The sequence below is a fragment of the Acidovorax sp. Leaf78 genome (genome assembly GCF_001422735.1).
GTDB lineage: Bacteria > Pseudomonadota > Gammaproteobacteria > Burkholderiales > Burkholderiaceae_C > Acidovorax.
Genome location: NZ_LMLZ01000002.1, coordinates 112,289 through 139,214, shown reverse-complemented (window position 1 = coordinate 139,214; position 26,926 = coordinate 112,289). Strand labels below are relative to the sequence as shown.

At 57.3% G+C, this 26,926-nt stretch carries 25 protein-coding genes; 19 read left to right on the top strand and 6 right to left on the bottom strand.

All coding sequences use genetic code 11. The annotated features are described in order from the left end of the window. Positions 1–5: 5 nt before the first annotated feature. The 5 genes from ASF16_RS03750 (at position 6) to ASF16_RS03740 (ending at position 6,153) form a co-directional block, all read left to right on the top strand. Positions 6–1,235: an HNH/endonuclease VII fold toxin-2 domain-containing protein gene (locus ASF16_RS03750; protein WP_082516724.1), complete on the top strand. Its 1,230-nt coding sequence runs from the start codon at positions 6–8 to the stop codon at positions 1,233–1,235. A gap of 8 nt (positions 1,236–1,243) precedes the next feature. Then, positions 1,244–2,197: a hypothetical protein gene (locus tag ASF16_RS26640; protein ID WP_156371912.1), complete on the top strand. Its 954-nt coding sequence runs from the start codon at positions 1,244–1,246 to the stop codon at positions 2,195–2,197. A 1,414-nt stretch (positions 2,198–3,611) separates the two neighbouring features. Beyond that, a complete protein-coding gene (locus ASF16_RS25860) occupies positions 3,612–3,971 on the top strand; it encodes a thioredoxin (protein WP_156371910.1) in 360 nt (119 codons plus the stop codon). Between the two features lie 95 nt (positions 3,972–4,066). Continuing rightward, positions 4,067–4,882 carry a hypothetical protein gene (locus ASF16_RS25855; protein WP_156371908.1) on the top strand — a complete coding sequence of 272 codons (816 nt, stop codon included), beginning with the start codon at positions 4,067–4,069 and terminating at the stop codon, positions 4,880–4,882. Between the two features lie 476 nt (positions 4,883–5,358). Next, the gene (locus tag ASF16_RS03740) at positions 5,359–6,153 is read left to right on the top strand and encodes a DNA/RNA non-specific endonuclease (protein WP_056162929.1); all 795 of its coding nucleotides are present in this window, start codon (positions 5,359–5,361) and stop codon (positions 6,151–6,153) included. A gap of 39 nt (positions 6,154–6,192) precedes the next feature. On the opposite strand, the gene ASF16_RS03735 is transcribed toward ASF16_RS03740, so the two are convergent. Further along, the gene (locus ASF16_RS03735; RefSeq protein ID WP_056162928.1) at positions 6,193–6,504 is read right to left on the bottom strand and encodes a hypothetical protein; all 312 of its coding nucleotides are present in this window, start codon (positions 6,502–6,504) and stop codon (positions 6,193–6,195) included. A gap of 105 nt (positions 6,505–6,609) precedes the next feature. On the opposite strand from ASF16_RS03735, the gene ASF16_RS03730 reads away from it, so the two are divergent. Further along, a complete protein-coding gene (locus ASF16_RS03730) occupies positions 6,610–7,071 on the top strand; it encodes a helix-turn-helix domain-containing protein (RefSeq protein WP_056162927.1) in 462 nt (153 codons plus the stop codon). Positions 7,072–7,282: 211 nt separating this feature from the next. Here the strand turns inward: ASF16_RS03730 and ASF16_RS03725 are convergent, their stop codons facing one another. After that, entirely contained in the window at positions 7,283–7,510 is a 228-nt protein-coding gene (locus ASF16_RS03725) for a helix-turn-helix domain-containing protein (protein ID WP_056163033.1), read from the bottom strand. Between the two features lie 96 nt (positions 7,511–7,606). On the opposite strand from ASF16_RS03725, the gene ASF16_RS25850 reads away from it, so the two are divergent. The 10 genes from ASF16_RS25850 to ASF16_RS03690 all read left to right on the top strand — a co-directional run bounded on the left by ASF16_RS25850 (position 7,607) and on the right by ASF16_RS03690 (position 17,153). Next, positions 7,607–8,092, top strand: coding sequence for a hypothetical protein (locus ASF16_RS25850; RefSeq protein WP_156371906.1), 486 nt, complete (start codon positions 7,607–7,609; stop codon positions 8,090–8,092). Positions 8,093–8,101: 9 nt separating this feature from the next. Next, the gene (locus tag ASF16_RS03720) at positions 8,102–8,752 is read left to right on the top strand and encodes a hypothetical protein (RefSeq protein ID WP_156371904.1); all 651 of its coding nucleotides are present in this window, start codon (positions 8,102–8,104) and stop codon (positions 8,750–8,752) included. Between the two features lie 413 nt (positions 8,753–9,165). Beyond that, on the top strand, positions 9,166–9,825 hold the full coding sequence (locus tag ASF16_RS03715) for a metallophosphoesterase (protein WP_056162920.1): 660 nt from the start codon (positions 9,166–9,168) through the stop codon (positions 9,823–9,825). 314 nt (positions 9,826–10,139) lie between these two features. Beyond that, entirely contained in the window at positions 10,140–10,994 is an 855-nt protein-coding gene (locus ASF16_RS03710) for a metallophosphoesterase (RefSeq protein ID WP_056162917.1), read from the top strand. Then, complete coding sequence (locus ASF16_RS03705) at positions 10,991–11,386, top strand: hypothetical protein (protein WP_056162915.1); 396 nt, start codon at positions 10,991–10,993, stop codon at positions 11,384–11,386. Before ASF16_RS03710 ends, ASF16_RS03705 begins: the two co-directional genes overlap by 4 nt. 14 nt (positions 11,387–11,400) lie before the next feature. Then, complete coding sequence (locus tag ASF16_RS25235; protein ID WP_082516723.1) at positions 11,401–11,739, top strand: hypothetical protein; 339 nt, start codon at positions 11,401–11,403, stop codon at positions 11,737–11,739. A gap of 282 nt (positions 11,740–12,021) precedes the next feature. Beyond that, the gene (locus ASF16_RS27085) at positions 12,022–12,405 is read left to right on the top strand and encodes a helix-turn-helix transcriptional regulator (protein ID WP_162241049.1); all 384 of its coding nucleotides are present in this window, start codon (positions 12,022–12,024) and stop codon (positions 12,403–12,405) included. Positions 12,406–12,914: 509 nt separating this feature from the next. Beyond that, positions 12,915–13,622, top strand: a complete 708-nt coding sequence (locus ASF16_RS03700; protein ID WP_235507243.1) for a TnsA endonuclease N-terminal domain-containing protein — start codon at positions 12,915–12,917, stop codon at positions 13,620–13,622. Further along, a complete protein-coding gene (locus ASF16_RS03695; RefSeq protein WP_056162912.1) occupies positions 13,613–15,874 on the top strand; it encodes a DDE-type integrase/transposase/recombinase in 2,262 nt (753 codons plus the stop codon). The genes ASF16_RS03700 and ASF16_RS03695 overlap by 10 nt, the downstream gene beginning before the upstream one ends. Next, positions 15,867–17,153, top strand: a complete 1,287-nt coding sequence (locus ASF16_RS03690; protein ID WP_235507242.1) for an ATP-binding protein — start codon at positions 15,867–15,869, stop codon at positions 17,151–17,153. Before ASF16_RS03695 ends, ASF16_RS03690 begins: the two co-directional genes overlap by 8 nt. Here the strand turns inward: ASF16_RS03690 and ASF16_RS25225 are convergent. From ASF16_RS25225 to ASF16_RS03680, 4 genes are all read right to left on the bottom strand, one after another. Continuing rightward, positions 17,123–18,505, bottom strand: coding sequence for a TniQ family protein (locus tag ASF16_RS25225; protein ID WP_082516721.1), 1,383 nt, complete (start codon positions 18,503–18,505; stop codon positions 17,123–17,125). The genes ASF16_RS03690 and ASF16_RS25225 overlap by 31 nt on opposite strands. A 19-nt stretch (positions 18,506–18,524) precedes the next feature. Beyond that, entirely contained in the window at positions 18,525–18,854 is a 330-nt protein-coding gene (locus ASF16_RS25220) for a hypothetical protein (RefSeq protein WP_082516720.1), read from the bottom strand. Between the two features lie 66 nt (positions 18,855–18,920). Beyond that, positions 18,921–20,663 (bottom strand): TnsD family Tn7-like transposition protein, encoded by a 1,743-nt coding sequence (locus ASF16_RS25215; RefSeq protein WP_082516719.1) that lies wholly within the window; start codon positions 20,661–20,663, stop codon positions 18,921–18,923. Positions 20,664–21,137: 474 nt separating this feature from the next. Beyond that, the gene (locus ASF16_RS03680) at positions 21,138–21,857 is read right to left on the bottom strand and encodes an AbiV family abortive infection protein (RefSeq protein ID WP_056162905.1); all 720 of its coding nucleotides are present in this window, start codon (positions 21,855–21,857) and stop codon (positions 21,138–21,140) included. 287 nt (positions 21,858–22,144) lie between these two features. Between ASF16_RS03680 and ASF16_RS03675 the strand changes: the two genes are divergently transcribed. From ASF16_RS03675 to ASF16_RS03665, 3 genes are read left to right on the top strand one after another with little or no spacing between them, the layout of a single operon-like run. After that, positions 22,145–22,876: a sigma factor-like helix-turn-helix DNA-binding protein gene (locus tag ASF16_RS03675; protein WP_056162903.1), complete on the top strand. Its 732-nt coding sequence runs from the start codon at positions 22,145–22,147 to the stop codon at positions 22,874–22,876. After that, positions 22,873–23,514, top strand: a complete 642-nt coding sequence (locus ASF16_RS03670; RefSeq protein WP_056162901.1) for a hypothetical protein — start codon at positions 22,873–22,875, stop codon at positions 23,512–23,514. Before ASF16_RS03675 ends, ASF16_RS03670 begins: the two co-directional genes overlap by 4 nt. Next, positions 23,511–26,834, top strand: a complete 3,324-nt coding sequence (locus ASF16_RS03665; protein WP_056162899.1) for a UvrD-helicase domain-containing protein — start codon at positions 23,511–23,513, stop codon at positions 26,832–26,834. Before ASF16_RS03670 ends, ASF16_RS03665 begins: the two co-directional genes overlap by 4 nt. The last annotated feature ends 92 nt before the right edge of the window (positions 26,835–26,926 follow it).

Genomic DNA, 26,926 nt, shown 5'->3' with positions numbered 1-26,926 from the left:
GGACCATGGCCGTCAAAAAGAAAACGGGCTCAAAAGACAGCTCGAAAGATCAAGGCAAAAAGCCCGCCGCCAGCCAAAAGGGCGCGCCCAATACCGGCAGGCACATCTACATGGACACGGCTGCCAGCAAGGCCGCGTGCGCGAAAGACAAGGGTGCTATCGACAAAAATTGCAAACCAGAATCGGAGTCCGCGAAGAGCGAAAGACAAAAGAAGGAAGCGCCACCGCTCTTGAACAAACTGAAGCTGCCGTCGCATACCGGCAAGGCCTCCAATCCGAACGCACAGTGGGTGAACGATCATTGTGAATTCTTGATGATCAAGCCTAGCAGTCCAGAAGACATGTTCAAGGAACTGGAAAAGATTCCGGAGCAGATGGCCGAGGAACTTGGGGTCAAGGCATTGCAGTCGGTAGAAGCCAAGGCCAAAGAGAAGTTGGAACAGGCTATCAAAAACAAGGCTGCAAAGACAGCAGGCAAGCAAGTTGTCGGGCGGGTAGCGCCATTTCTGGGAGGACCGTGGGTTGGTATCGCAGCCAATGTTCTCATGACGGCCGACGGCGCCATGGATATGGCGCAAGCTGCCAAAGAGTTTCCAGACATCGCTAGCGAAATCAGCGAGGCTTCTCAAAAGCTTAAAGATGCCCAGGCAAAGATTGCGGACATGAAGGGGCACCTCGACAAGTACAAGAATCCAGACGGCACCTACAAAAAGCAGGAAATGGTGTCCGACATGATGAAGGGTGCTGCCGTACTCAACCCGTGCATTCGAGCTCGTCGATGCGCTTTGGTGCCATACAAAGAAACTGAGAAGGAAAAGGCTGGCAAGGACGGCGCTGGTTGCTGCCCTGGCCAATCCGGACACCACGTGCTCCCCAGCTCAATGTTCAAAGACTGCCCCGACTACAAGCCCAACGAAGCTCCCACGGTATGTGTAGAGGGCACGAACAACACCCATGGATCTCATGGGGACGTGCACAAAGATATGGGGAAGGAGCTTGGCAAATTGGAGTACCCGAACAAGCAACCCATCCCTAAGGGCGCCCAGATAACAAAAAATCAAGCGATTGAAGCTGGCGCCAAGTCTGTCAAGTCGGCATTTGCGGTGTCTGGGTGTGAAACAAGATGCTTGGAAGCGCAGTTGCATTCGTTCTATGACAAGCTCAATTGCATGCCAAAGAATGAGTCTGGTCAGTCCAGTGGTGGCACTGCTGATAAACCCAGCAAAACAAAGTGAGAAATCTCATGAAGTTAAGTTCAACAGAATATAAAGAGCATTTGTCCGGCTTTTGGACGTACGACTGTGCTGTTCGCAACAAAGAATCATTTTCGTTTCTACTGCTCGAGCAAATCCCTGATGCCGCAAACGGCAGAAGAAGGATATTGAACTACTTCCCTTCAGATCCTATCGACGATCGAATAGGAGTCATGAATATGACGGGATTCGAACAGCCAAAAATTGCATCAAGTCGGGTTCCCAGAGATCAAGTAGTCGTTGTAGCTCTCGACTGTACTGTTGCAGTTCTTGGCGGAGGTGACGGTGGCATGGAATCTCCCATTCCCCATGGTGATCCTGACAAGCCACTATGGAGTACGTGCTTCAACTTGGCAACAATTGATGGCAGCGTCTATGCGACTGGACCAGCGCGCGCAGTTTGTCGTCGTTTGGGACCCAACAACTGGGTAAGCGTAGTGGACAGAAAAATGATGCCAAAGCCCGAAGCAAAAGGCAGTTTCGTACAGGGGGGTTTTGACGCAATTGCAGGCTTCAGTGCAAATGACATCTATTGCGTAGGCGGCGAAGGTGATGCATGGCGCTACGACGGAAAACGTTGGTACCAGTGTCCTGTGCCTACCAACATGCAGTTTAAAAGCGTGTGCTGCGCGGGTGACGGGCATGTGTACATCGGCATGCAAAGCGGCTCAGTATTGAGAGGCCGTGAAGACAAATGGACCATCATTCATAAGGACGAGATGACCCTGCCGTTCAAAGACATGGTGTGGTTTGGTGGCAAGGTGTGGTGTACGTCTGACTACGGCCTTTGGGTCATCGAAGACGGCAAACTTCGAGAAGCGCCCGTACCCCCAGAAGTCAAATCGTGTTCGGGCAATCTGGCTGTAGGGGACGGCGTCATGCTGCTGGCGGGAATGTACGGCGCCACGGTGAACGATGGCAAGCAGTGGAACCGCCTTTGGTGACTATGCGTACTTCTGTGGCCCCGATCATTGCGCCGCTCGTCGCCCGCCACGCTGGAGACGCGGCCTTTTATTGGCAGCAGCGTGATACCTCGGTGCATTCACCCTTGGTAGGTCTGCCTCAATTGATGGAGTTCGACCGGCTACTGGATGCGCACCTAGACGGTTTGCGCGTGGCCGAAGATGCAGGCTGGGACTGCGCGCTAGAGCAACTGCGTCGCTGGCAGCGTGCACCGCAGGTTTTTGTCTGCACGCTTTTGGCGCTGGAGAATTCTGAGCCTGGCCCATGGCTATCGGATGTGTGGTTAGTAGTGCAAACGAATCCTTCACGCATGCTCAGAGGGTTGATTTCTGCGTTGGCCTGGGGCCCGGCGGAAACCTCATTGGGGTGGTGCTGCCACTGGCTCGCCGAGCCGCGCACGCCAGCCCCGCTGGTGGTAGCGGCATGGCGGGCCTTGGCTCTTCGCCAGTCGTCGCCTGCAGATGAGCAACCTATAGGGATGGAGCAGTCGGCGTGGTCCGTTGTAAGTACCGCGCTGCCATTGGCAATCGCCAGTTCGAACGAACACGTGCGTGCGGCTGCTTGCCGATGGCTGGCAGCTGTCGGGCAGCCACAGTCCTTGCTCCCATTGTTTTCAGATCCAACCGCTCGGGTTCGCGCAGAGGCCGCAATCGGCTGGATAGCTGCGGCGTCGCGAAGTGACTCTCAGGTCAACGGCCATCCATCCCATCCGGTGCCACAGTACACGCCTGCGCAACGGCTGGATCTGCAAACACAGGCCGCGGGTGTTTTATGGCTTGTCACTCACGCGATGGTCCAAGAGCTTGCCTCGTCGTCCGGTCTTCCTCGCAGTCAACTACAGCACAGATTGATGCGGTGGCTCTGTCATCTGGGTTCGGCCGCACCTATCGGCCATGCAGGGATTGCCAAGCTGCTTGAATTGCTGCCACCGCGGCTGAGCTTGTGGTTTGTATTGCACCACGGTGATGGCCGTTATCTGCTGACAGTGGAACAGTACATGGCGGACCCAGAGGTTGCCCGCTTGGCTGGGTGGGTATGGAGTTCACTCACCGGGATCGATCTGCAAAATGAGGGCCTTGCGCTAGCTCCACGTGGGCCTACGGAAGCACCACGCGGCACAGATATTCGCGATCCAGGACTGCCCGAGCCCAACATCAGCGCCATTGCCCAAATCGGGGTGGCGCTGCAACCAGGTGTGGCTAGTTTGGGGGGGCAACAGGTCAACGAGTCAGTGCTTGCTAGCGCGCTGTGGCACGCGCCCCAGGCCCTGCGTTGGATAGCCAACCAGCGTTTGGTTTCTGCGGGTGCTCGATCTACTGACATACGATCAAGGGCGCGAACCCAATACAGCGTACTCGCTCGTACGCGCGCCCAAGGCGAGGAGTCGCTTAACTCATGAGGCTGGATCCTTGGAGCGACGCTCAAACCCTTGCACAGCGTTTAGCGCAGCCTGGCGCCCAATTGATAGTGGTTATCGGTGCTGTGGCTTGGTGTCAGAAGTGCCGGGACTACTTGCCAATTTTTGATCAGCAGGCTATGCGCTCCTCACCGAATCAAAACTACGTTTGGCTGGATGTGGAAGAGCATGCCGCATTTCTCGGGGCCTACGTTCCTCATGACCTGCCCTTACGTCTTCAATACGAAGATGGGCAACTGTCGACGATCAAAGATCCTCAAGGCAATTCCTCTTTCGAAAATAACGAGATCCCAGCCGCGCAAATTTATCAGAGGCTAACGGCTGAGGATTGGGCATAGCGATCCCTCAATTTAAAAGGCTCATCAAGCGCCGGATGTTATTGCTAAAAGCATAACCTTGAAAAATTTAATGACTTGCTATTTTTAAATCAAATATGAATTCTAAATTTTTGCCGTTGTTGGCTTTCACCTCATTCGCAATCACGGGCAACGCGAATCCGTCATTTGACATCGGCGGTATCAAAATGGGGTCAACCTTGAAAGAGGCTAAAGTGACTTTGTCAAACATTAGCCCAGGACTGGTTATAAAAGAACTCAAGCAAAACAATGGCAGCGTTGTGGGCTACGAAGGACGGGAGCGAATCAGTGTAGGAAGGGAAGATGCAGGTGCTAGGTCGATGGCACCAAACGCCAGCATCGAAAAATTCGTTCAGAAGGACCACATTGTCGTTTTAGCTGACAAATCTGATGCCGTTTGGTTCGTCAGCCGTACTCAGGCCTTTGCACCTAAAACACCCCGTCCAACCGCCAAAGCGACTTGGGAAGCGCTTGAGCAGAAATTCGGTGCCCCTTCACGCAAATCTTTATCTGGTGGCATTGGCACAGGCGAATGGGAATTCGATCGCAACCTAAAGCTTTTCACTCGTAAGGGGGGGCACGTAGCTGATGCCGGTCCATGCACGACCTCACTCAGTGAAATATCTGCAGGCTATCAAGGCACATACCCTATTTATACACCGCAATCCTTCACCCAACAATGTTCATTTTCGGTAACGGCTAAAATCAATGCTGCGGAATCATCTTACCAAAGTGGCGATGAAGGTTTGGTGAACAACTTCAACATCACTGTTTATGATTCTGCAAGAATGCTTACTCAGCTTCAAACAGAAAAAAATGCGGCGGATGCCGCAGCAAAACAAAAAAGCAATACATTGATGGAGCAAGGAAAAGGGGTGAAGCCCGCTTTATGAATCAAACTACAAAGTCACGGAAGGTTGATCGGGCGGCAGTAGCATTCAACCTAGCCTCACACGGCATTTGCACTGCCGAAGCACTAGGCGAGCTCCTAGTTTGGAACGCAGGCCGGTGAATACAGAGGTCAGTCAGACACTCACAACACTACATGAAAGTCAATTGGCTACTGGAGCCGTGCGCACCGGCACGATCCCTTCAGGCGAAATCAGCGCCATGTAATTGACGCAGTTGCGGGCCTTCCCATGGTGGTGGCATTGGCGGCATGTCGCTGGTGCTGCTGCCATGAGGAGTGTCTTGAATCCCGCCCACTGGCCGAAATAAACCGGGCTCCCTCTGGAAGCACAGTTTGTTTTGGAAGCTGAGCTGCAAGCAGCTGTAAATCCCTGCAGGGTCTAAGTATCTGGGGCCGCCAGAGGGTGGGAACGATGCTCCAATCGGGCTCCGTTTTGTTGCACCTACTACTGTGAATCGAATGATCTTCAGGCCGCGCTCCACGCGCTTGGTCACGGTGCTGGCCCTGTCACTGGCCGGCTTCTCACTCCCCCATTTCTCTTGGGCTCGTTCTCCTCAGTTCGACAGCACTGCGCTGCTCACTCCGCAGCCGACCAGCTTCGCGCAATGCCCGCAATTCTTTGCCAGCGGCATTCCACCGGTGATCACATCTCGGCCCCAGTTGCGTGAGTTGTGCTACGAGGCATTCGCAGTGTTGCACAGTGGCACGACCAAGACGCCCGTCTATGTTGCGCAACGCCTCAATCGCCGCAGTGTCGAAGACGCCGACGAGAAGCGTGCGAAGCGGTTCTTCGCTGACGCGCGGCTACCGAGCGCAGAGCGAGCTGAATTGGAAGACTACAAGCACTCAGGATACAGCCGGGGTCACATGGCGCCTGCAGGCGACATGCCTACTCCAACAGCGATGGCGCAGAGCTTCAGCCTGGCCAACATGGTTCCACAGAATGCGCAACACAACGGAGGTGCCTGGAACAAGATCGAGCAGGATACGCGGCACTATGCGCGACGGGCCCAAGGGGACGTGTTCGTCATCACAGGCCCTGTGTTCACTGATGCGGGGCCGCGCATCGGAGGCGGTGGGGTGAAGGTGCCAACCTATCTGTACAAGCTTGTTTACGACGCTACAACCCAGAAGGCCTGGGCGCATTGGCAGGAAAATCAGGAAGGCGAGATAGTGAGCCGGCCGATCAGCTATCAGGAACTGGTGAAGCGCACAGGTGTGGATTTCTTGCCGAAAGCCGGACTCCAGCACTGACTTGTTCAGGCCGTCTAGCAATGCCCGCGGCCTGGCTCCCTATTGCGGAGGAAAAGCTGCCTCAGCCACCTCTGCGTCGAGTACCTTAGCGCCCGTGAAAATGCACTCCAGCTTCTCGTTGATGTAGTCCGACATGACCGGGTGCAGTGGCAAGGCCATGCCGTTGTGCTTGCTGCACTGGCTGAAGTCAATCCCTTGTGCGTGTGCTTGCCGACAAGCCGTGATGTACTCGTTCATCAGACCCGCGAACTCAATGAAGGGATGGTTGCCGATTTGCACAGCACTTCGGTAGAACTCATCGGCTGCACGCTCCATGCGCTGCAGCGCAACTTCTCGTTCTTCAGCGTTCATTTCCGTCTCACGTCGATGGGGACGTCGAAGCTTAGCAGCGCATTTCGCCAGCCTCAATGACACGGCCCGAGGGCACTCTACATAGCGATCCACTACCATCGGTGTATGAACACGTTTTCCAACGCTTTTCGCGCAGAGGTCATCCGCATGGCGCGAAAGGAACTCAAGCCTGAACTCCAGGGCATGCGCAAAGCGATCTCTACCCACCGCTCGGAAATTGTGGCGCTCAAGCGTGAAGTGAAGAGCCTCACTTCCCAGCTGAAAACAGCCCAGAGCCAATTCAACGCCGTGCGCACGGGTCTACCAATCGATCAAGCCAGTTCTACAGAAGGGACTGCACGCCAGGCGTTCGTATTTGCGCCGGAGATGCTGGCTAGCATGCGCAGTGCACTCGGTGCCACGCAACTCCAAATGGCAGCGTTGCTCGCGGTTTCACAGCTGTCTTACTCGCGGTGGGAGAAGGGACAAGTAACGCCTCGCATCAAGCAACTCGCGAAGATTGAAGCATTGGTGAAGATGGGCCCACTCAAGGCCGAAATGAAAATGCGTCAGGCCGCAAAGTCCTGACAGCTGAGCAGCCGCCCGGCACTACCGTTGGCTCTGCATGCGCGGCACGTTGTACAGCTTCGCGGTGTCATTACTGATCATCTGCAGGTGATCGAGAACGCCGCGCGCATGGCTTAGTAAATCGAACGCAACCACAGCAGACGGTGGTCATCTGCGGCCCCCTGCAACTGCGTCTTCCCTCCTGCTCCTGGCGGCGCAGAGCATGGAAGAGCTAGAACGACTCCAGAAACTGGGCCGCCTCCAACCCAAGAGCCGCGCACCAAATCTCCAACTCCACGACATCCAGGCGTCGCTGGCCCCGTTCGCACTTGCTGACCCAGGACTGGCTCACCCGCAGCCTCTTGGCTAGCTCCACCTGGGTGAGCCCGGCGGACTCCCGCGCTGCACAGAGCGCATTCAGAAACTGACGATATCTGCGGCTGTACCGCGTCTTGAACATGTTGGCCATAGGCCGGCCAACTATTTGGGTTCAGGCAAAATAGTGAAAAATCGACTATTTACCTATGAGCGGCTGCCAGCCGCCACAGCCAGCTCCGTGTTTTTTGCCGAAGTCCACCACCAAGTTCAGCTTTTTCCCGCACTCGACGGGAGCGTCAGCTTCTGGCGCCAGATGGCATTGGCTTCGGTGTCATGCCGTCTCTGGATCGAGGTGGCATGCGCCGATGACCCGGATCAATCCCGTGTGTTGATTTCTGGCCCATCCGAGCTGGAGCGGCTGGTACCGGAATGCGAGATCACCCGCATTGGATTGCTCTCGCCAGGCCATGTGAACGGCACTGGTAAATGGTCGCTGGATCCGCTCGCGCAGCTGTGGCTGTGCCAGGCGTCTTTGCCTCGTGGCGATACATGCCGCGGTTGGATCCACGTGCTGGAGGACGGCCGGGAATTAGCTGACTGCAGCGGCATGGACTCAATCTTTGACTTTCACAAAACCGAGTTGATGTACCGCGCTGCAGGGAAACATGGAGATCGGCCATCTCGCGCTTTATCCCCAACTCAGACCACCAAAACGGCAAACTAGGGAGAAACGGTGTCCATTCCAATCGGAAAGCGCAACCTCGTCGTCTACGGGATCTCAGGAACGGCGTATGGCGTCAAACAAAACACGGACGTGGTGTATCGGGAGGAGTATTCCGCCTCGACAAAAAGAGCGCACCTTACGCACTCCAATCGACACTCCACCACCTGGTGGATCAAGCAACCCGACGGCACCGAGAAAGAGTGCCGCTTCGGTCAACTGATACCTTTGAGGGATGGCCAGGACGTCACCATCATCTACGTCGGGTGGAGCGATGAAGACACCGTCACGCCCGTCGCAGTTTTCAACGCTGCGACCAAGGAGCTGTCCGTCTATACGGCACGCTCCATGTCCATTTCTCTGGACTACGGCGGCTCCTTCACGAACGGGTGTATGTTGCCGGTGCTCGGCTTCCTGGCAGTCCCTGTTTTTCCGTTCTGGGCATCCATCAAGTACGGTCACGTCTATCGCTCAGAAACTCCGGCATGGATTGGGTTTGGCGTTGGCTTGACCACGCTGATCGCGATCGCGATCTACACCAAGCGAACTGCGGCACGCGGGATGGCACGACTTGATGCCGCCCTGCAAACGGGCATCCACAGGACGCTCAATTGGACAGATGGAATCCCCAGTGGGGTGACAGTAAAGACTCTGGAGAAGTAGGTTCAGCGTTGAGCATTGACCCCCCCTGGCTTCCCTCCTGTGCACTGAAACCTGGTCAGCTGGTCCAGATGGATTGCCGCGGACGTCCCTTTGCATTTCCCCATCTCCCATTCCAAGCGGCCGTGCTGCGTTGTTGACAAGGCGCGAACCCTCCTGGATGATCGTTCTCATGTCTCGCCGCATCCATTCCGTCCGACCTGTCTCGATAGTCGTTAGCACGACCATCGAGCGGTGCTTGGTATCCGGTTGAAGACCTAGTTCTCTGATCCCACCAGCCCGCAGTATTTACCGCGGAGCCTGGCACATACCCCCCTCAGGCCATCCCTACCGGGCTCCGCACACAGGAGCCCGCCATGCCTTTCACAATCCCGCCGTCGTTCCTGCATTCGTTTCTCTTCAACTAAGGAGACGAGATGGAGTTCGACAACGCTCTGGACCTCTTCACGCGCACTCTCGCAACCGAGAGAAGTCGCCCGGATGTGCACGCGACCATGTTGTCGCTGGCGCAGCCCGACGTCGTCACCGCGGTCAGCACAGAAATCCAGCAGGCGCTTGTCCGCGGTGAGCGGGTGTGGATGACTGCGGACCTGCACCTGTCCCATACCAATGTCATCGGGTACTGCAACCGCCCCTTCACCGATGTTTCGCAGATGAACGAGCACCTGGTCTCCCAGGCCCGAAAGGTCCGCGATGACGAGTGGCTGGTGATCGTGGGCGACCTGGCGATGGGAGACCACCAGTTGGCGATGGAGTGGGTTCGGCGCATCCCTGGCCGAAAGGTTCTGGTGGTCGGCAACCACGATCTCACCATGAAAGGGGAATGCCGGTACCTCACAGAGATGTCATCAGGTGAACAACGCCCTCTATTCGAGGCCTTGGTGCCGTTCCTGGCTTGGAGGGATGCACTGGAGCAGAACGTCTTCGTGAGCCACTATCCGGCGACCGTGGAGCACAGTTTCGGCCGGCTTGTGAACTACCACGGGCATTTGCACCGGGATGTGCTGGCTCCCACTGAGACTACGCACTTCGTGAACGTGGGATGGGACGTCACCCAAGGAATCGTATGTCTTTGAGGCCTACAAGCTCAACTGCTGGAGTGTTGATGGAGTTGCTCATCCGCTCCGCCTGCCGGTCAAGCTCTCGTCCGTCGTGGCGAAGGTGCCTCGAGAAGCTTGCGTTCGCACTCGTTGCGCATTGACCCCCCCTAGACACGATCGCTATTGCCCGGTAGCTTGTCCACATGCCCACCAGTCTTCGCGCCACCCCCCGCAGTTTGGAAAAGCGCCGCTCTTTCATGGGCGCATGCACTTGATTGCACCAACTAGCGCTCGTCTTTGCTCAGTCCGTCTCCGATCCGAACAGGAGTTCTCCGCCTCAGGAGCTTTGTATGCCACTGCTCAAACTGCTCGTTCTATCTGATCTTCATCTTGACCACCATGCACTGCCATTGGTCGATGCCGAAGGCCAGCGCATTGACGCGGGTGCGGACGTGGTTGTTCTCGCCGGCGACATCGATGAGGGACTCAAGGGCCTGCGCTGGGCTGCGCAGGCCTTTGCGGGTAAGCCTGTGATCTATGTGGCCGGCAACCATGAGTTCTACTCCCGTGACTGGACCAAACACCTGCACGATCTGCGCACCCTGGCTGCCGAGTTGGGCATCCATTTCCTCGAGCGTGAGAGCGTGGAGATCGGAGGGTTTCGGTTCTTGGGCTGCAGCCTGTGGACCGACTTTGAGATCAACGGGGCAGACGCGGCGCAGGAGTGCATGCGTGAGGCCCAGCACCGCATGACGGACTACAAAAGGATCAAGTTTTCCAGAAGCTCAGGGACAGCCGACTTCTACTGGGTGCGTTCCAAACACGTGATTCCCGCACTGACTCAGCGTCGGCATCGAGAGAGCATCGCCTGGCTTGAAGAGCAGTTCAAAAGCGGCGATCCGTCGCGAACGATTGTAGTGACGCACCATGCACCGCATCCCCGCTCGATTCCTGCGGGCTACGCCGGGCATTCGCTGACTCCAGCCTATGTCTCCGATCTGGAGCACCTGATGGGGAACGCAAACCTCTGGATCCATGGACACACGCACGAAAGCTTCGACTACGAAGTGAACAGTACTCGCGTGGTCTGCAATCCTCGGGGGTACTCGTTTGGTCAACCGTCGCGCGGAGAGAACGATCAGTTTTCGCCCACGCTGCAGATTCAGGTGGGCGACATCACTTGTGCAACGGAGACCATGCCATGAGCAACGCGCGAACGACCCGGAGACGCACAACGCCTCTGGAAATTGAACTGCCAAGGGAGTTGGTCGACAACGCACGGCGTTTGGCGAACGAGCGGGGATGTCAGTTGGGAGATCTGCTGGCACATTGCTGTGCGATCGGGCTCAAGCTGGAGGAAAGCGCGGTTGTGAGAGAGGGCCTGGAGCAGCGGCCAGATCTGCTGACTGGTCTGCTGGCTGTGCTGAGCGATCCCGCCGGCGCTGATGGGCTGGAGCGGATCAAACAACAAAACCCGATCCGGATCAGCCTAGATCCCGACGATCCGACCACCGCCGTGCGAACCGGTATCGATGGATCTGCCGTGAAAGGCCTCCTCACGACCGACGGGAAGTTTGTGCCTCGCGGGCAACCCTAGGCGGCTCAGATCTCATGCCAGCAGCATCCCTGATCGCTACCCATTTAAACGCTCCCTACGGGCGGATTGTGAGCGCGGGAGACGTGGCACTTTCCTTAACGTCGGGACGACTGTCCGCCGCCACCAAGGCGGCGAACGACATCCTGTCCGGGCTTTTTGCGGAGGTCGAACCACGGCTGATTCTGCGATGTGCGCAGGAGGAAGGGGCTGCCTTGGAAGCTGTGCAGCGGCTGTATGAGGAGACCGTGGTGCAGGGATGCGTGCGTTCCCCTGAATGGGAACATTGCGACCTAGCCCTATTTTCGGTCCTTCGAACACCCAACGATTATCCCGTCGATTTAGAGTCGCGATGACAACCGGCTTCAGCGATAAAACAACATGACGGGCAGCAGGCAAAAAAATTCTCGCGATGGTACTTAAGCCAGCGCATTTTGATACTTTTATGCGGAAGATCGCCGATGGTCTTCCGAGGCGGACAAGCCTATTCGGACGCTCAAAGCGATAAAAAACCGGCACTCCGCAAACACGCTCCGCCTGAGCTCGCATCGTATCTAGACGGCCGCGCGCGACCTCCCTAGCATGGTCCGATTACAGACTTGGACCTGAAATAGATCTCGCGTCGTGAGGCAACGTCATTGCAAAACTCGACAACCATTCCACGATGCTTTGGAGAACTGCTTTATGACCTGAGGCAGCGAAGCTGCCTTAGCCAGAAACAGCTGGCGAAGCTCGCGAAACTCCCTGCCTCCTCGATCAGCGAGATTGAAAACACCCGTCGCGCCCCCCCTCCTCTAGCAAAAGTAAGAGCGATCGGGCAGGCACTACAGCTCCCTCAAAACGAACAGCGTCGGCTAGCCGAGTTTGCACAAGCTGAACGCGTTGCACTGGGCTTAAGGGTCAGTAAAGGTACACCAACACATGTCGCCTCGCTACTGCGCGACATTGCCGCGCTCGGTGGACAGCTGTCGCCAGCACAAGTGTCAATCATCCAAAAAAACCTGGAGTCCATCATGAAATAAGAAACGGCGGAACCCCCTTTCGGAAGCCCCGCCGCCCAGGGTGCTCAGACCGAGGTCTTCGCGCGTTCGCACCGCAAGATTAACCGATCTGAGTCCTTGGTGGTGGACTTGTTCGCGCCTATCAGGCGAACGCCCCCAAAGATCAGATATATGCAAAAAATCACCTATTGCTGTGAGGCATCGACGCGTCCTTACACTGCGTTCCTAACTGCGGAAAGTCAACTTGATAAGCCAGACCACAGCCCGGTCGAGTCTCAGCGCTCAGCACCTGTAGCCCAACTCTGCTTCTGCCTCCACCGATGGGGAGTAGCGGCATGAGAACCGAAAAGCGCTTCACCCCCCAGGTCCTCGAACGCTTTCGGAGAGAAGGAAGGGGCACCGGCACCTACTCGGACTACATCCCTTGGCACAGGGTCTCGCGGGGCGACCCATCCAGTAAGGGACGTTCCCACCTTATCGTCTGGATGGATAGACAGCGTGAGCTCCTCTCGGACCAGGAATGGGGAGGCTTGAACTTCGCCGGCCTAGTTCCAGGCTTGGTCGATCTTGTCGAGCAGTTCCCAATCAGCCAAGACCCCTCGTCCCACGACCTTTCGCGCTGGCAAGTCGGCTGCGGGCTGAAGCAGTTCGCCGGGACTTTGGAGATTGCGGGAAAGCTTGGTATCAAGCACCCTGCTCTGAAAGACGGTGACGAAACACACGTGTGGACTAGCACAACAGATTTGCTGCTTGTCGTACGCAATCAACGCGGCGGGCTTTGGCTGCTCGCCGTGTCGTGCAAACCATCCAGCGCCCTCACCAAGCGCGCGAAAGAGCTGCTCCGCTTGGAGAAAACGTATTGGAATATCCGTAACGTTGACTGGCTGCTCATCACGCCAGAGCAGTACGAGAAAAGTGTAGGACTCACCCTGCGTCGCAGCTCGCCGTGGGGATTTGATGAGCCAGCAGTGACTACGGACATCCAAACAGCATGCACAGTGGTGCGCTCGGCGCCTTGGCATCCCTACTCTGACGTCATCAATCATCTGACTGACCGCTTTGGCGGGGAGAGCCATCGCCATCAAGCGCAGCGGGCGCTCTGGCAGTCGATCTGGCGCGGATTGCTACCTGTAGATTTGCGCCGCGGCTGGAGGCCTCACCACCCACTGACCTTGATCTCGCAGAAAGAATTCGTGTCCCTCAACCCCATCTTGGCGCGGAGGTCGGCATGCATTTGATGCACAACCAATCGTTCAAGTTGACCGCGGAGGCGCTGGGACTACCCGAAGGCATCTTTCGGATCGTCGTGGATGATTCCTCCACAGGCATCACCTACTGCGTTTTGATCAAGCAAGAGTCCCCGCGAACAAAGGTTCGAGGAGGTAGAGCTCGCATCGAAGAACAGAAGCTGAAGCGGAAAAAAAGAATCCCCCAGAAATCGTTAGTTGGCACCTTATGCGCAGTTTCTCGGAAAGATCTCATAGAACTCATAGAGTCACACGAGCTGATCCCCATTAGCCTTGAGCTTCCCGGTCTGTACTACAAACCGATTGATCAACCAAGCGCGCAAAGTGCTTTCGACCAGCGCTGCAGGGTGATGGAGCAGTTCCTGGACAACGAGACACTCAAGGAATCCATCCTGATTCACGGAAATCTGGGCCACCTAGTGAGCGAAACGGCGCAACGGCACAAAGTCAGCAAGTCGTACGTCTACAAACTGTGGTCCATTCTGTGCACTTTTGGTCTTACTAGCGTAAGTCTCCGCAGTCGTTGGGACAAATGCGGTGCTCCAGGCAAACGACGCGATCTGTCGGCCAGCAGCACCAGAAAGAAAGCTGGCAGAAAGACATTTGCGCAGCGACTCTCCAAACTGCTTTACGGATGCTGGGGTGAACCAGTTCAGCCAGGGATGAGCACAGTCTGGCGCGCAAAAATAATGATGGCAGACAAAAGCATCGCAACGCCAAAGCCTTCGATGCCGGAGCGCCATAAACGCATCATCGCCAGCCAGTTCACCACGGCGATGCGCTTTGACGACAACGGAAACATCGTTGCAATCGAGCTTGAGAAGGGCCAGTACCCCAACTACCAACAAGTGAAGCGAGTTCTGACGGAAGACATCGAGGAGATCTACCGAATCCGCGAAAAGACCAGCAACGGTCATTTCGAACGCGCACTCCGCGGCTTGTCAGGCTACAGCTGGGAGGGATCTGAAGGACCGGGGCTGATGTACGCCATCGACTCCACCATCGGGGACGTGTACTTGCGATCTTCAATCGATCCCAACTGGATCATCGGACGCCCCATCGTGTATGTCATCGTGGACGTGTTCTCCACGGCTGTCGTGGGCTTCTATGTCTGTCTCACAGGGCCCAGTTGGGACACTGCGCAAGTCGCCATTTTCAACACAGTCGCATCGTCCAACCTGCTAAGCGATCTTTGGGGATACGACATGCGCCAGTCGCTGTTCCCGGCCCCTACCCTGCCAGCAAGACTGCTCTGCGATCGAGGTGAATATTTGTCGAAACTGGCAAAGGCTGCGGGCATGAAACTGCTCACCACTCTCAGCTACACCGCGCCCTTCCGCCCCGATCTGAAAGGCATCGTGGAGGTTATGAACCGCATCATGAAGAACGTGCAGTACCACTTCATTCCAGGCGCGATGGATGCCCGACGCAAAGAGTACGACTTGCGCCGATCTAACCCAGCTGCAGCCACGATGTCCGTACGTCAGTACATGCAGTTTCTCCATGAGTGCTTCTACATCTACAACCTGACTGCAGACAGAAGCAAGCGCTTGGATGCACACATGATCGCGCAAGGTGTGTTCCCCAGTCCAGCGGGGCTGTGGCGTTGGGGGCATGAGATGGGAATTGGCTTCTCTCGCGCGCAGTCGCAAGCAGACTTGATCACACAGCTGCTCCCAGCTGGCGATGCACGCGTCACTCGAAACGGTGTCGTCTTTCGCACGAATCGCTACAGCGCGCCGATCGTAGAAACTGAGCAATGGACAACCCGTGCACGGTCAGTCCGGGGCAGTTGGGAAATCCCGGCCCAGTACTACCCAGGCTCTGTTTCACGCATCTGGACTCCATACGAAAGCGGAAATGGCCTGATCGATCTCACCATCTCCGACCATTCCCGGGCCGATCCCGCGCTCACCCATGACGAGATGGTTGACGCATTTGCGTTCCAAAAACTCAAGGCTGCCGACGTCGAACACCAACGAGTGCATGAGGCGGTGCTTGGCTACTACCGCATGGAGTCTATCCGCAACCAAGCCGTTGAGGAGACGCGCGCTGCACGTCAACGCGCGCGTGGACTCACTCCCACAATCCGTGAAGCTCGTGCAATCGAAAATGAGTTTGCTGGTCAACTGGTGGGTGAAGTGCGCGGAACGGCGAAGACACGCTCGGAGTCCAAATCCAACTATGACGCGATGATTGGCGACTTGGTCCAAGCAATGGATGCGGAGGCCATGCATGACTAAACGCGCACCTGAAACTGTCGCAGTGCACGACCCTTACGCAGGCAATTCACTCATCGCCCAGCTTGGACCGATACGTTCACGGCCCGACGCACTCAAGGCATTGGTGGATTTCCCAGCTCGTCCACCCAAAGACATCGCGTCTATTCCGCGCCACGTCCGCCTACACATGCTGACGAGTGTGCGCGATCTGCATGTACCCAGTTTGGAAGAGCTGCAGTTGTACGAAACGATGGACATGATGATCCGTCAGAACTACCACCACCTGCAACCCTCGTCATCAAGTACGTGGAGCATGATCAGTGGCGAGGACGCCCGCTTTAGGCCACCGATAACGGCACCAAGCTATGGAGCAGCAGTTGTGGGTGTTTCCGGCTCTGGCAAGACCCAAGCGATTCGCAGAGGCCTCTCTACATTCCCCCAAACTATCCAGCACACTTCATTTTTCCGGATGGTCAATGGCTTGCAGCAAGTAGTTTGGCTCTCGCTGGATGTTCCTGCGGGGGGCAAAGCCACCGATCTGGCAGCGGCGCTGATGACGGCATGGAAGAAGGCGACAGACAGCACCCGCTTTGACAAGACGCTGGCTGGTGAATGGCGCAATGGGCCACAAATGCTGGACGAGTGGCGGCAAGTCGCTTCCAGTCATTTTCTTGGCCTTCTGCACTTGGACGAGATTCAGAACCTGTTCAAGCTTCCTACGCTCAAGTCCAGAAGCAAAAGAAAGCTCGGCGACCCCCCGCCAGAGCTGCGCATCATTGATGATCAGTCCCTCAAGTGGATCCTGACGGCGTTGAACGAATGGCAAATACCGCTGCTGGTTTCGGGTACTCCAGACGGCTTCGGCGCGTTGACCAAGCGCTTGAGCAATACAGAACGCATCGTCACCTCCGGGTATCACGCCTTCAAGCACTTCTGGGGAGATCATGATGCGGCGTTCAGTCAGCACTTTCTGCCAAGGCTTGGGCACTACCAGTACGTTGCTCGGCCCATGCCTATCACTAAAGAATTGGGTGATCTCATCCTCGAAAGAACAGCCGGGGTACAGCGACTGATCATTGCGCTTTGGATTGCTGCGCACCGTGTGGCGTTCGAGCGCAATGATGACGATCTTCGCCTTGATGACTTCAAGGTGGCTGCAGACACCTATCTGGCACCAGTGGCTCAGGCCGTTGCTGCGTTGCACAGCAATGACCCGGCACGGCTGTCTATGTACGAAGACCTCTCTCCTCAGGACCACAGCTTTTGGGCTCAGTTCTGGAGCAACGTTTCGCGGAACTGAGGGGTTGCCAGCACAGCCTCTTGCTCCAGCCTGACGGGGAGCCGGCCTTTCGCTTGGCGCGCCCTTGGCCGGATGCTTGTTTTCAGACTCATCCGCCCGAGGGCTATTGCCATCTTTGGACTACATTGACGCATCAGCGCATCAAAACGAGCCTCTGTTACACCCGCTATCTTCAAGCAGGACGTGTAGGACAGCTTATCTAGGTAGTACGCTTTCAACGCTGCGACAGGCCCAACATCAGCCGTTTCATCCCACTCAGGTAGGCTGGGTAAACCGAGATCACACAGAGCCTTTCGTACCGTATGAGGCGGTAACTCAAGCAGCTGCGCGACTGCTGAATGAACTCCCTTCGCTGCGACGTACTGCGCCAGCAGATCATCTACTCCTGGAACACTCGGTTTCGCAAGCCGTGGCCGCCATGACGACGCTACTTGCCCGTTGCAGGCGTCAACCAAGGCGTGCAAGGCTTGGTCAGCGCTCTCAAACAAGACAGACAACACGAGCAGGTAAGCGATAACAGACGAGGCTGATTTGCGCAGGTAGAGAGTTCCATCCACCTGGTGGAGATAGGTACCTGGATCCTTTGCAACCACTTCGTGAAATACGGTACCAAGCCAATTCTCTGGAAACAGCTCCTTTATCCGATCACTGATCAGTGTCCCTTGTTTCGAACAAGCGTTAGGTTTGAAACCCTGCGCACTCCCCGTATCGCGAAGAAGTGGTGCGATGAGGGCAACATCGAGAGGAACCGACCGATCATAAAGAGCCGAGGCAAGTTCCAGGAACCGATTCACATGTGCATTGTTGACTGCAGGCGTTACCCACTCTTGGGGTATTTGCTCTGATTTCCCGATATAGGCTGCAGGAGAGTCAAGGAAAGGATCTTTTCCGGCAACGAAGCTCAGTGGCTTCGAGTGTTTGGAACACCACAGCTGACCTGGAGTTTGCAGGTCCCTGCGCCAATAGGCGGTCCCATGAAATTGAATATCTGCTTGAACGCATTCCTCGCAGAAGAAGACCGCCGGATACTTTCGCAGGGTGCCACTGACATACAGCAGGCTTGTGCGTTCACCACATCCATGCACAAGCTTTGGAAGATAGGAGGTAATCCCTCTGCGCAACGGCAGTGTCGTGTGACGCTGCGCGAAGTGCTCGGTAGTCATTCCCGCCATCCTGCTGAGAAGCTCGTGCGTTGTGAGGTCGCGGCGTGACCGCCCTTCCTCACCAAAATGCGCAGCCATTGCCTCCACCGTATCCTTAGGTGTGCGGTATCCATTGATCCGCATAATCCGCCCCAAGTAGCCACGGTCCATCTCTTCTGGGAATGGCGCCGGGTGCACAAGCATGTTCATCAGCTGTCTCCCTATCGGATCAAGCGGGTTTGAGAATCGCCAGGGATCGAATCACGGCAGCCAATGCCTTGGCATGCGACGCAGAACCATCCCAAGTGGCCTGAAGGGCCTCAATCAATTCCCGATTGCTGCGAACGCTATCGGCGCTGACACCACCCTCGAAGCGCTCAACAAAAAGGCACACCTCTTCAAACAGACGTGAGGCTCTGACGCCCTCTCCTTTGAGGATGCGGCTCACCTGAGATTGACTGGCCCCTACGTGGGCGGCGATGTCCGCTTGGGCTATTCCATGGCCCAAACAAATACGACGAGCGTTTGCTGCGCGTGCTTTGACTTCCAATTCAATCATGCATAAAGCATAACGCATTGCATATATACATATCAAGCCCGAAAAGAATCCGACAATGAATCTGCCTCAGCGAAAAAGATCTAGGGACGGAAGATGGGAACTCAGAGCTGCTTTGATGGCTTCAAGAGTGCGCGGCAATCGGGGCAGTTGGGCCTGCTTTGCCCGCAGGTCAGGTATTCGTTGGCACAGCTGCCAGAGGTGGATGCGCGAGAGACCCTGCTCCTCCATCAGGCGCAACGCTGCTTCACGAACCAGGATGCATAGTTGCTCATCTCGGGCTACCCAATCCACTGAGGACGGCCTGGAACGCTGGGATTCAGGAAGTGGATCCGGTTTGTGAGCGTCCAACCAAACGCGGTCATTTCGATAGAGCCACGCATAGGTGCGTGGGTCCATTGTGCGCATCCACTTGACCCCGAGATTTCCGGAGGACTGCAACAGTTCAAGCCAAAGATTTCGAGCATGGGCCCTCGCTTTTTCGCTTCGCGCTTCGGACCAGTCAGCATGCAGCTTTTCCTCACTGAGCAGCAAACGGGTGATGGTCCCGACAGAGACTCCGGCTCGAGATGCCACTTGTTCTTTGTCAGCCCCCTTGCGTAGCTCCCGGATGGCTTTAGCACGCACATCTGTGGACAGCTTCTGTGGCCGACGTGAAATCGCTATCCCTGCCTTTGCAGCCCACATGAGCGCTGTTTGCGGGTCAACACCAACAAGGCTCGCTGCCTTGCGTACTGATTGACCCTCTTCCTGAATGAGCCGATGCAGGTGAGTCATTCGCGGGTCAATGACGGGAAATCCAGGCAGCACCGTGTTTGAGACGGTTGATTGGGTGTGAACACCCTTGGATTTCATTGCGAGATCGAACCGTTGTGCAGTGCCGAATAGCCAATGGATAAGGAGCAGGTGCCTGAGGGGATGGGTTCCCGAGCGAGGAGGTCTCAGCAATCGACCCAATTGCGTCGCCATCGCTTCCTCGTCTTGGGCGAGCGGCGAAAACTCTGGAATGCATCTGAGTGGCTCGCAGTAGCTGAGGAAGGCTGTCGCGATCTGTCCTGTGCGCAAGCTTGCGGCACCAGCAACCCATCCACGCGCCCGAAATTCTTCACGGTAGACCTCGTACAGATCTCTCAACAGCAGTGGCTCGAATGCTCCTGATTGAACAAGATGCTCAATGAGCTCTGCGAGGCTCAACAACAAAGAGCACGAAGCTGTTTCGGGGGACTTCGCGCTTGCGGAATGCAAGTCAGCCAAGCGCGGCAAGAGCCATTGGAAGCGCTCGACTCCATTGGCTTTAAGGGCTGATTGAAGCAATGGCTGCTGGTGTGCCGTACACATCCACACACCCGGGAACTGGTGCTTCAAATGCCAATAAGCCCATCCCGTCTCGCGGAGGTCTTGCTCCATGCATTGCGGGCAGGCCTTAAGGGGATGGTTGGCGCGAAATCGGCTGGTGAGGATGCCCAGGCGCAGCTTCAGATGCGCCACACTGGCACCGGACATACACGCGACGGCGTTTGCAGTCTCGTCTGGTGGGGCGAAGGCCGCGTAGAAATTGAGCAGTGTCCGCTCTCTCGCAATGGAATCGACCTCACCAAGCAGTGTATTCGTGCGCTGCGCGAAGGCACCAAGACTGTTGGGTAGATCATGGTGGACACCAGCACGTGCGCTGCCGAACATCAGTTGGCAGGTTTGCGCAGATGTGACATGCCCCCAAAGCTGGTGATGACGGCTAACCAGACTGAAGAATGTCTCATCAGGCAGCCAGGACAGGAGCTGGTACTCGGGAAAGAGTTTGTCCGTTTCTGGCATCGCGGTAGGCTATGCCGAAGGAGGTCGCTCCGCAAGGTGTCTTGCCTTGCCGGATTGCGACTCGCCGCCGCTGGTCACCAAGGTGAAGGATCGGCTCGGTGTCGGCAATGCAGCGATCTCGGTCGGTCCGCGCCGTGCCTCGTACGACGAGTCCTGAGTGAATTTCGGTCATCGAGCCAATAGCCGACACAAGGTTCGACCAACTAGTCTGGGGGCTGAACCGGTCGTTCTTTGCGTGCATGCTTGCGAGCCGACTTCAACATCAGCGGATGTCTACTTACCGCTGCAGGTCAACCGCTGCCAAACGCGAGCGACGCCAAGTTCGAGACGGACAGGCCCCACGATGCGCTGGTCCGCAACCTGTTTCCTGGGCGGCTGAATGAGCCGTCGTGACCTCGCGCCCGCAGCTTTGAATCCCGTTCTTCGAGTTGGGGCCCATGGCTGGGAGCTGGGAGCGGGTAAGGAGCAAGCCCGTTAGCCAGCGCTGGGCGGCTGAGGTTTCAGAGCGTCCCGACCCTTCTGCATCACCTCTGCCAAGCACTTCTTGAGCGCGACGAGCGAATCGGGCTTATCGCGGTCGAGATCGTCCATGCCCAGCACCGCCCACCATTGGGCGATCTCGGCAGCGGCTGCATCCAAATCGGCACCCCATCTCAACAAGATGGCCAGCTTGTCAAAAGCCATCGACATGAAGGTGCCATTGCGATTGAAAACTTCGTCGAGGTGCTCCGCGCTGATGACTTCCCGGGGGGCGCGGAACAAACCGTCGTAGTCAACATACAGGGAGGCGTTCTTGAGGTCGTTAGACTTCTCGTGGAAATCGGCCTGCAGCTCGTTGAAGGCCTCATGAGCGGCGCCTATGTCGTCCTGCTGCTCGGCCGCTAGTTCGGCCTCGGATTTGGCCAGAAAGTAGGCGTTCGTTCGGTTCTTCGCTGCATGCTTGCTGAAGGCGCGGCTGAGGCGCTTCATGTCTACAGCCTGCCCGCGAAGGACCTCCGCAGTGGCCACGTAGAGCATTTCCAGCTTCCCGCATTCCTCCAGAGAAATCTGGTGCAGCAAAAGCGCACGGGCGACGTGGCCGGCGTCGGCCAGAAGGCGTGCTTCGTCAAAGAGCTCGTCGGCGTTCTGGACGGTCTTGCGGGCACCATCGATGAGGGTTTCCGCGAGGAAACGGGCTTCGGATGTGAGGGGCATGTCCGGATTCTCGCAAACCGGATTGCGAGGCATCGGCCGGCCTAGGTTGCTTCGAACTCCAGCACCGAGCGACGCCCAAAAGCTCCTGAGGCGTGCGCACGTAACGAAAGGTTATTGCATACTGGCTGGTGGAAAACCGACCGCCGTCGGCTCGGCATTGCGGGTCATCTCAACCCGCGACGCCCCGACAGCTTCCGATTTCCGGCTCATCTTGCGACTAAGTGATGCGAGGGGGGCATTCCCCTGAAACGAGAGGGGGGTGTTCGCATGACCAACGGAAAACAACGATGTACACACGAGAACCTGACGCGGCCGTAGAGGCCCTCGATGACCGCGCCTTGCTGGCTAGGCTGGCGCGTACAGACTGGGAGCACGACCCACTGTTCATCCCTGATGAGCAGGTCTTTCGCATGTTCAGGCGCGCTCGGGATGCTGAAAACACCAGCCGGGCGGGGATTCTTTCAAGGGTGCTGTCGCGGCGCATGCTGGGCCTCGCCAAGGGCTTCGCAGTGCGCAGCGGCATCTACCCCGGGAACATCGGAAACATCGACCAGGCCGCGGAAGAGCTGTCGCAGTACGTCTGGGAGTGCCTCGTTACGCGACCAGGCGACGCAGCGCATGCCGAAAAACTGTTTGGGCAGTTTTTTAAACGGCGCGCGCTCGATTTTCAGCGCCGTCTGCTGGCCAAGAAGCGCAACCTCCAGGACAGCCTGGATGCCATGGAACGCTCTGACGAGGACGATGACCCCGACAAGACCATTCGCAAGGTCTCTGCGCTGCGCCAGCACGATACGCCAGCTGACGCCCTGGCCGCCCAGCAATGGCACGCGGAAGTTGCTAAGCGGCTGCAAGCTGTGCTGACCAAGCAAGAGCACTACGTCTATACGATGCTTTTCGTCGAAGACATGCCGGTCAAGGACATTGCAGCTGCGCTGGGGGTCACCCCTCGAACCATCAACACCTATAAGAACACTGCCATTGACAAAGTCGCAGAGATGCGGAAGGAGTTCATGCAATGACATCGCCCACCCGCAGGCTATCGCTCGAGGAAGTTCTGGACGAGTTCTTCTTCTCCGCCGACAAGCCATCGCCCGCCATGGTTCTTCGCGCCTGCGAAGCCCATCCTCAATATCGCGAGGACATCCTTGAGTTTGCAGCCCTTTGGTCAGTACACGACGCCTCACCCGAGACACTAGCTGCAGAGATTGCCAACGTCTCTGAGGAGACTGTCTCGCGCCTGCAGAGCTTTGTACTCAACCGGCTCCATGAACTGGACAACGGGGCTGGGGCAAACTCGCAAGCTGAAGCTGCACGCAAAGCCATCGAGTCGCTCGCCGGGAAACGCCTCAAGCAAGCCGCCGCTGCCGCGGGCCTGGGCGCTTCTGCGCTGCTGTTAACGAAGGTCCTCACCAAAAGCATCGTCGACGTTCCTATCAAGGTGCTGAGCGACTTGGCTGCGCATCTCGATGTTGCGCTTGACGGGCTCCAAAGATGCTTGGGACCAGAATTGGCAGGGACGAAGAGCTATCGGTCGAAAGCCGCGCCAAACGCTTCGTCTCAAGAAACCTGGAAAGCCGCGGTCCAGTCCCTGTCGGTCAGCGACGAAGAGAAGCGACGATTGCTCGCGCTACAGCAAGTCAGGGAGGGCGACTCGTGACCCCCTTCCATAGAGCTAGAGAGGCTGCGACGCTGCTGAGGCACCAGCTGTTCGGCAACGAGGCGTCGTCCGGTATCCCATCGAAGCGAGTCATCGAAGCCACCGAAGACGCTGAGGACTTCGACATCTCGGATGCGGCACCTGACGACGAGGCTCTAGGAACCGCTGATGCTGTTTTGGTTCGCAAATTCCGGCAAATCGTTGTGCGCAACGACGTGCCGAGCGGGGAGCGGGCGTTTCTCATCGCACATGAATTCGGGCACTGGAAACTTCATGACGAAGGCCACGAGGGTTGCCACAAGGTCGTCGATTCGACCTTGAAGCCAGAGGACGGCGATACGTTCGGTTCCCAGAAAGTCGAGGCCTACGGCGCTCGAGAACGCGCCGAACTGCAGGCGAACATCTTCGCCAGAGAGCTATTGCTGCCGCGATCGGTGGCACGCGACCTGTTCCTCACCGGGAAAAACGCGACGCAGTTGGCGCAAGAACTGGACCTCTCCTTGGAGCTGGTTCGACAACAGCTGCTCGACGGATTGCTTCTTCCCGAACCAGCTGCGCCCGGTGAGGAGCAGTCCCAGCCCATCACACCGACCGAAGAACAGCTCGCCGCTGCCACATCCTCTGCGACGACTTCACTGGTCGTAGCCGGGCCAGGGACTGGCAAGACGGCTACGCTCCTGATGAGAGTGCAACACCTGCTCGCCAAGGGAGCCAAACCCGAGGAACTGCTACTGCTCACGTTTTCAAATCGGGCTGCACGAGAGCTCGTTGACCGGTTGCAGCAGTTGGGCGTCCAGAATGCTCATGACATCTGGGTCGGCACGTTTCACGCTTTTGGCCTGGAGTTCCTGCGTAAGAACCATGACCAGTTCGGCCTCCAAGCTCGCTTTGGCGTTGCCGACAAAATGGCTCAGATTTCGGTCCTCGAGCCACACATCTACGGACTCGGCCTAACCGCATTCAATCCCCTTGGCGATCCGCTTGACTGGCTTAAAGAAGTCACCTCGGCCATCCAGAGAGCCAAAGACGAGCTTGCAGATTCAACTGAGTTTGCCGATGCGGTGGACCGGTCGGCTCTAGACACTTCGGATGAGGCGCTGGCCAAGCAGTACGACGTCGTCAAGCTGTACAGGTGCTACGAGTCGAAGATGCAAGCCAATGGCAATCTCGTCGACATGGGAGACCTCGTCATGCTCCCTGCCATTGCACTGACTAAGGACTTTGCCAAGTACACCGCAAGCGTCGGTCGGTTCAAGCACATCCTTGTCGACGAGTACCAGGATGTGAACCGGGCCAGCGCCCAGCTCGTGAAGGCCCTTGCTGCTCACGCCAAGACCCTCTGGGTCGTCGGGGACGCTCGACAGGCCATCTACCGATTTCGCGGCGCGTCCATGCGCAACATCGTCCGTTTCGGTGATGACTTTCCTGCGCACAAGACCTTTCGTCTTAACGAGAATCGACGCAGTTTCGAAGAGGTCATCCGCGTCTTCGAGCACACGGGTCGCGAGGGAAACCCTCTGCAGATGGTGCTTCCGCTCGATGACGTTGGTTCGGCGCGGGGAAACAGCGGCATCAAGCCGCGTCACGTGAAGTGCCCCACCGACGATGTTGTCCACGGCGAACTCGCAGCCAACGTCCGCCGCATTCACGGCCTTGGCGTAGCGTTCCGCGACCAAGTCATCCTCGCGAGCACTCATGAGACCTGCAGCACTGCGGCCGACCGCCTGAATGCGGTCGGGGTGCCTGCGCTGCATCTCGGCGACATCTTCCAGCGCCCTGAAGTCAAAGACCTGCTGGCTCTGCTGCAACTCTTCATTGACCGCTCCGGGAGCGGCCTGCTTCGAGTCGCACGCCTTCCAGGACTAGAGCTGCCGCCGGCTGACGTCGAGAAGCTGCTTAGCTGGTGCAAGGCGAATCGACCGGCACCGCTCTCCTGGGTCTCTGCCCCACCCTCCGGGCTCTCGGCAAAAGGCATTGCCACGCTGGGCCAATGGGCAACTGCTTTCGCCGACCTCGACTCGTCGGATTCCCCTTGGGAGGTCGCCTGCCAGTTGCTCCTCGACCGGACGGGCATCCTCCGAGCTCATCTTGGCGGTAGCAGCATCCTCGACATCACGCGTCGTATTGCGCTCTGGCAGTTCATCTACTACCTGCGCGTGCCGGATGGCAGCCGGGCGTATCAGACCGTCGGCAGCTTCATCACTCGTTTGCGCCGACGTCTGCGCATCGGCGATGACCGTGAGCTTCGCATTCCGCCCCCTGAGGCGGACAGCCTCGACGCGGTAGCTGTCATGACAATCCACGGAAGCAAGGGCCTCGAGTTCGAAGCGGTCCACCTTGTGGATATCGACGCCAAGCATTTCCGGATGGGCACCGACTCCGAGCTCGTGCCCCAGGCCTTGCTGCAGTCCATCGCTCCCATTGAGAACTTCGAGGAGCAGAGCGAGGCGTCGAACAAGCTTTATGTGGCGCTATCACGAGCCCGCGAGCACCTCGTACTCTATGAAACCAAGGCCATGTACAACGCTGAATGCGTTGCGGCCATCACCGGCGCCGCGCATCTACTCGAGCGCATTCAGGGCAAAGCCACCTTGCCCAAGTCGCCGGTTGTTTCCATCAAAGGCAGCGTGGCCGCCCCACCTGCCTCATATGAGCTCGCAGGTTTCTTGTCGTATCGAGTGTGCCCTCGACGGTACTACTACGACTTCATCAAGGAGCTGAGCCCGGCAGCGGGCCTGCACCCAGCTGCCCTGGTCGAAGGCGCGGTCATGCGAGAGCTGTTCGTGCCGTATGGCCAAGGGACAGGCGAACCGCCTGCGGAAGTGGAAAAAGTGCTTGCCTCTCTCGGCCCTGCCTTCAAGGATTCGGTACCGCACTTAAGGGCCTACGCTGACCAGCTGCGAGGCAACGGTCGGAGGTGGCTCGGCACGAACCGCGCCGCGATGGGAAAGCCGTTTGACATCGAGTGCGTGGGCGTCCCGCTACACGTCACGCCGCATCGCACCACCAAATCTAGCAATGGGTCAGTGGTGAAGTTGGAATTCGTGCGCATCAAGCCGTCCGGCAAGTGGTCGCGGCAGCATAAGGTTTTGAAGTGGGTGTTGAAGTACCTCGCCGAAGCGTACCCGCGGCACTCGTTCCAGGGCCGCATCTTCGACCTGAGCACAGGCACTGAAGAGTCCGTCTCCCCGTACGGCCGGCTCCCGGACGACTTCTTCCTGGTGCCGATTGCCCAAGGATTGGCGGCCAGCAAGTTCGAGGCGAAACCCAACTCCTGGGAATGCCCGAAGTGCAGGCACTTCCTGCACTGCCCGGCTTGAGCCGCTTCCGCACCAGCACTTCCGATTTCCAGGCCTTCCTGCGACTTACCCAGCATGAGCAGCGCATCCCGTGCCGCTCAACCAACTGTAAG

Coding starts and splice junctions, on each gene's coding strand:
- ASF16_RS03750 (WP_082516724.1), top strand. CDS start 6: ATGGCCGTCAAAAAGAAAACGGGCTCAAAAGACAGCTCGAAAGATCAA.
- ASF16_RS26640 (WP_156371912.1), top strand. CDS start 1,244: ATGAAGTTAAGTTCAACAGAATATAAAGAGCATTTGTCCGGCTTTTGG.
- ASF16_RS25860 (WP_156371910.1), top strand. CDS start 3,612: ATGAGGCTGGATCCTTGGAGCGACGCTCAAACCCTTGCACAGCGTTTA.
- ASF16_RS25855 (WP_156371908.1), top strand. CDS start 4,067: ATGAATTCTAAATTTTTGCCGTTGTTGGCTTTCACCTCATTCGCAATC.
- ASF16_RS03740 (WP_056162929.1), top strand. CDS start 5,359: ATGATCTTCAGGCCGCGCTCCACGCGCTTGGTCACGGTGCTGGCCCTG.
- ASF16_RS03735 (WP_056162928.1), bottom strand. CDS start 6,504: ATGAACGCTGAAGAACGAGAAGTTGCGCTGCAGCGCATGGAGCGTGCA.
- ASF16_RS03730 (WP_056162927.1), top strand. CDS start 6,610: ATGAACACGTTTTCCAACGCTTTTCGCGCAGAGGTCATCCGCATGGCG.
- ASF16_RS03725 (WP_056163033.1), bottom strand. CDS start 7,510: ATGTTCAAGACGCGGTACAGCCGCAGATATCGTCAGTTTCTGAATGCG.
- ASF16_RS03715 (WP_056162920.1), top strand. CDS start 9,166: ATGGAGTTCGACAACGCTCTGGACCTCTTCACGCGCACTCTCGCAACC.
- ASF16_RS03710 (WP_056162917.1), top strand. CDS start 10,140: ATGCCACTGCTCAAACTGCTCGTTCTATCTGATCTTCATCTTGACCAC.
- ASF16_RS03705 (WP_056162915.1), top strand. CDS start 10,991: ATGAGCAACGCGCGAACGACCCGGAGACGCACAACGCCTCTGGAAATT.
- ASF16_RS25235 (WP_082516723.1), top strand. CDS start 11,401: ATGCCAGCAGCATCCCTGATCGCTACCCATTTAAACGCTCCCTACGGG.
- ASF16_RS03695 (WP_056162912.1), top strand. CDS start 13,613: ATGCATTTGATGCACAACCAATCGTTCAAGTTGACCGCGGAGGCGCTG.
- ASF16_RS03690 (WP_235507242.1), top strand. CDS start 15,867: ATGACTAAACGCGCACCTGAAACTGTCGCAGTGCACGACCCTTACGCA.
- ASF16_RS25225 (WP_082516721.1), bottom strand. CDS start 18,505: ATGAACATGCTTGTGCACCCGGCGCCATTCCCAGAAGAGATGGACCGT.
- ASF16_RS25220 (WP_082516720.1), bottom strand. CDS start 18,854: ATGATTGAATTGGAAGTCAAAGCACGCGCAGCAAACGCTCGTCGTATT.
- ASF16_RS25215 (WP_082516719.1), bottom strand. CDS start 20,663: ATGCCAGAAACGGACAAACTCTTTCCCGAGTACCAGCTCCTGTCCTGG.
- ASF16_RS03680 (WP_056162905.1), bottom strand. CDS start 21,857: ATGCCCCTCACATCCGAAGCCCGTTTCCTCGCGGAAACCCTCATCGAT.
- ASF16_RS03675 (WP_056162903.1), top strand. CDS start 22,145: ATGTACACACGAGAACCTGACGCGGCCGTAGAGGCCCTCGATGACCGC.
- ASF16_RS03670 (WP_056162901.1), top strand. CDS start 22,873: ATGACATCGCCCACCCGCAGGCTATCGCTCGAGGAAGTTCTGGACGAG.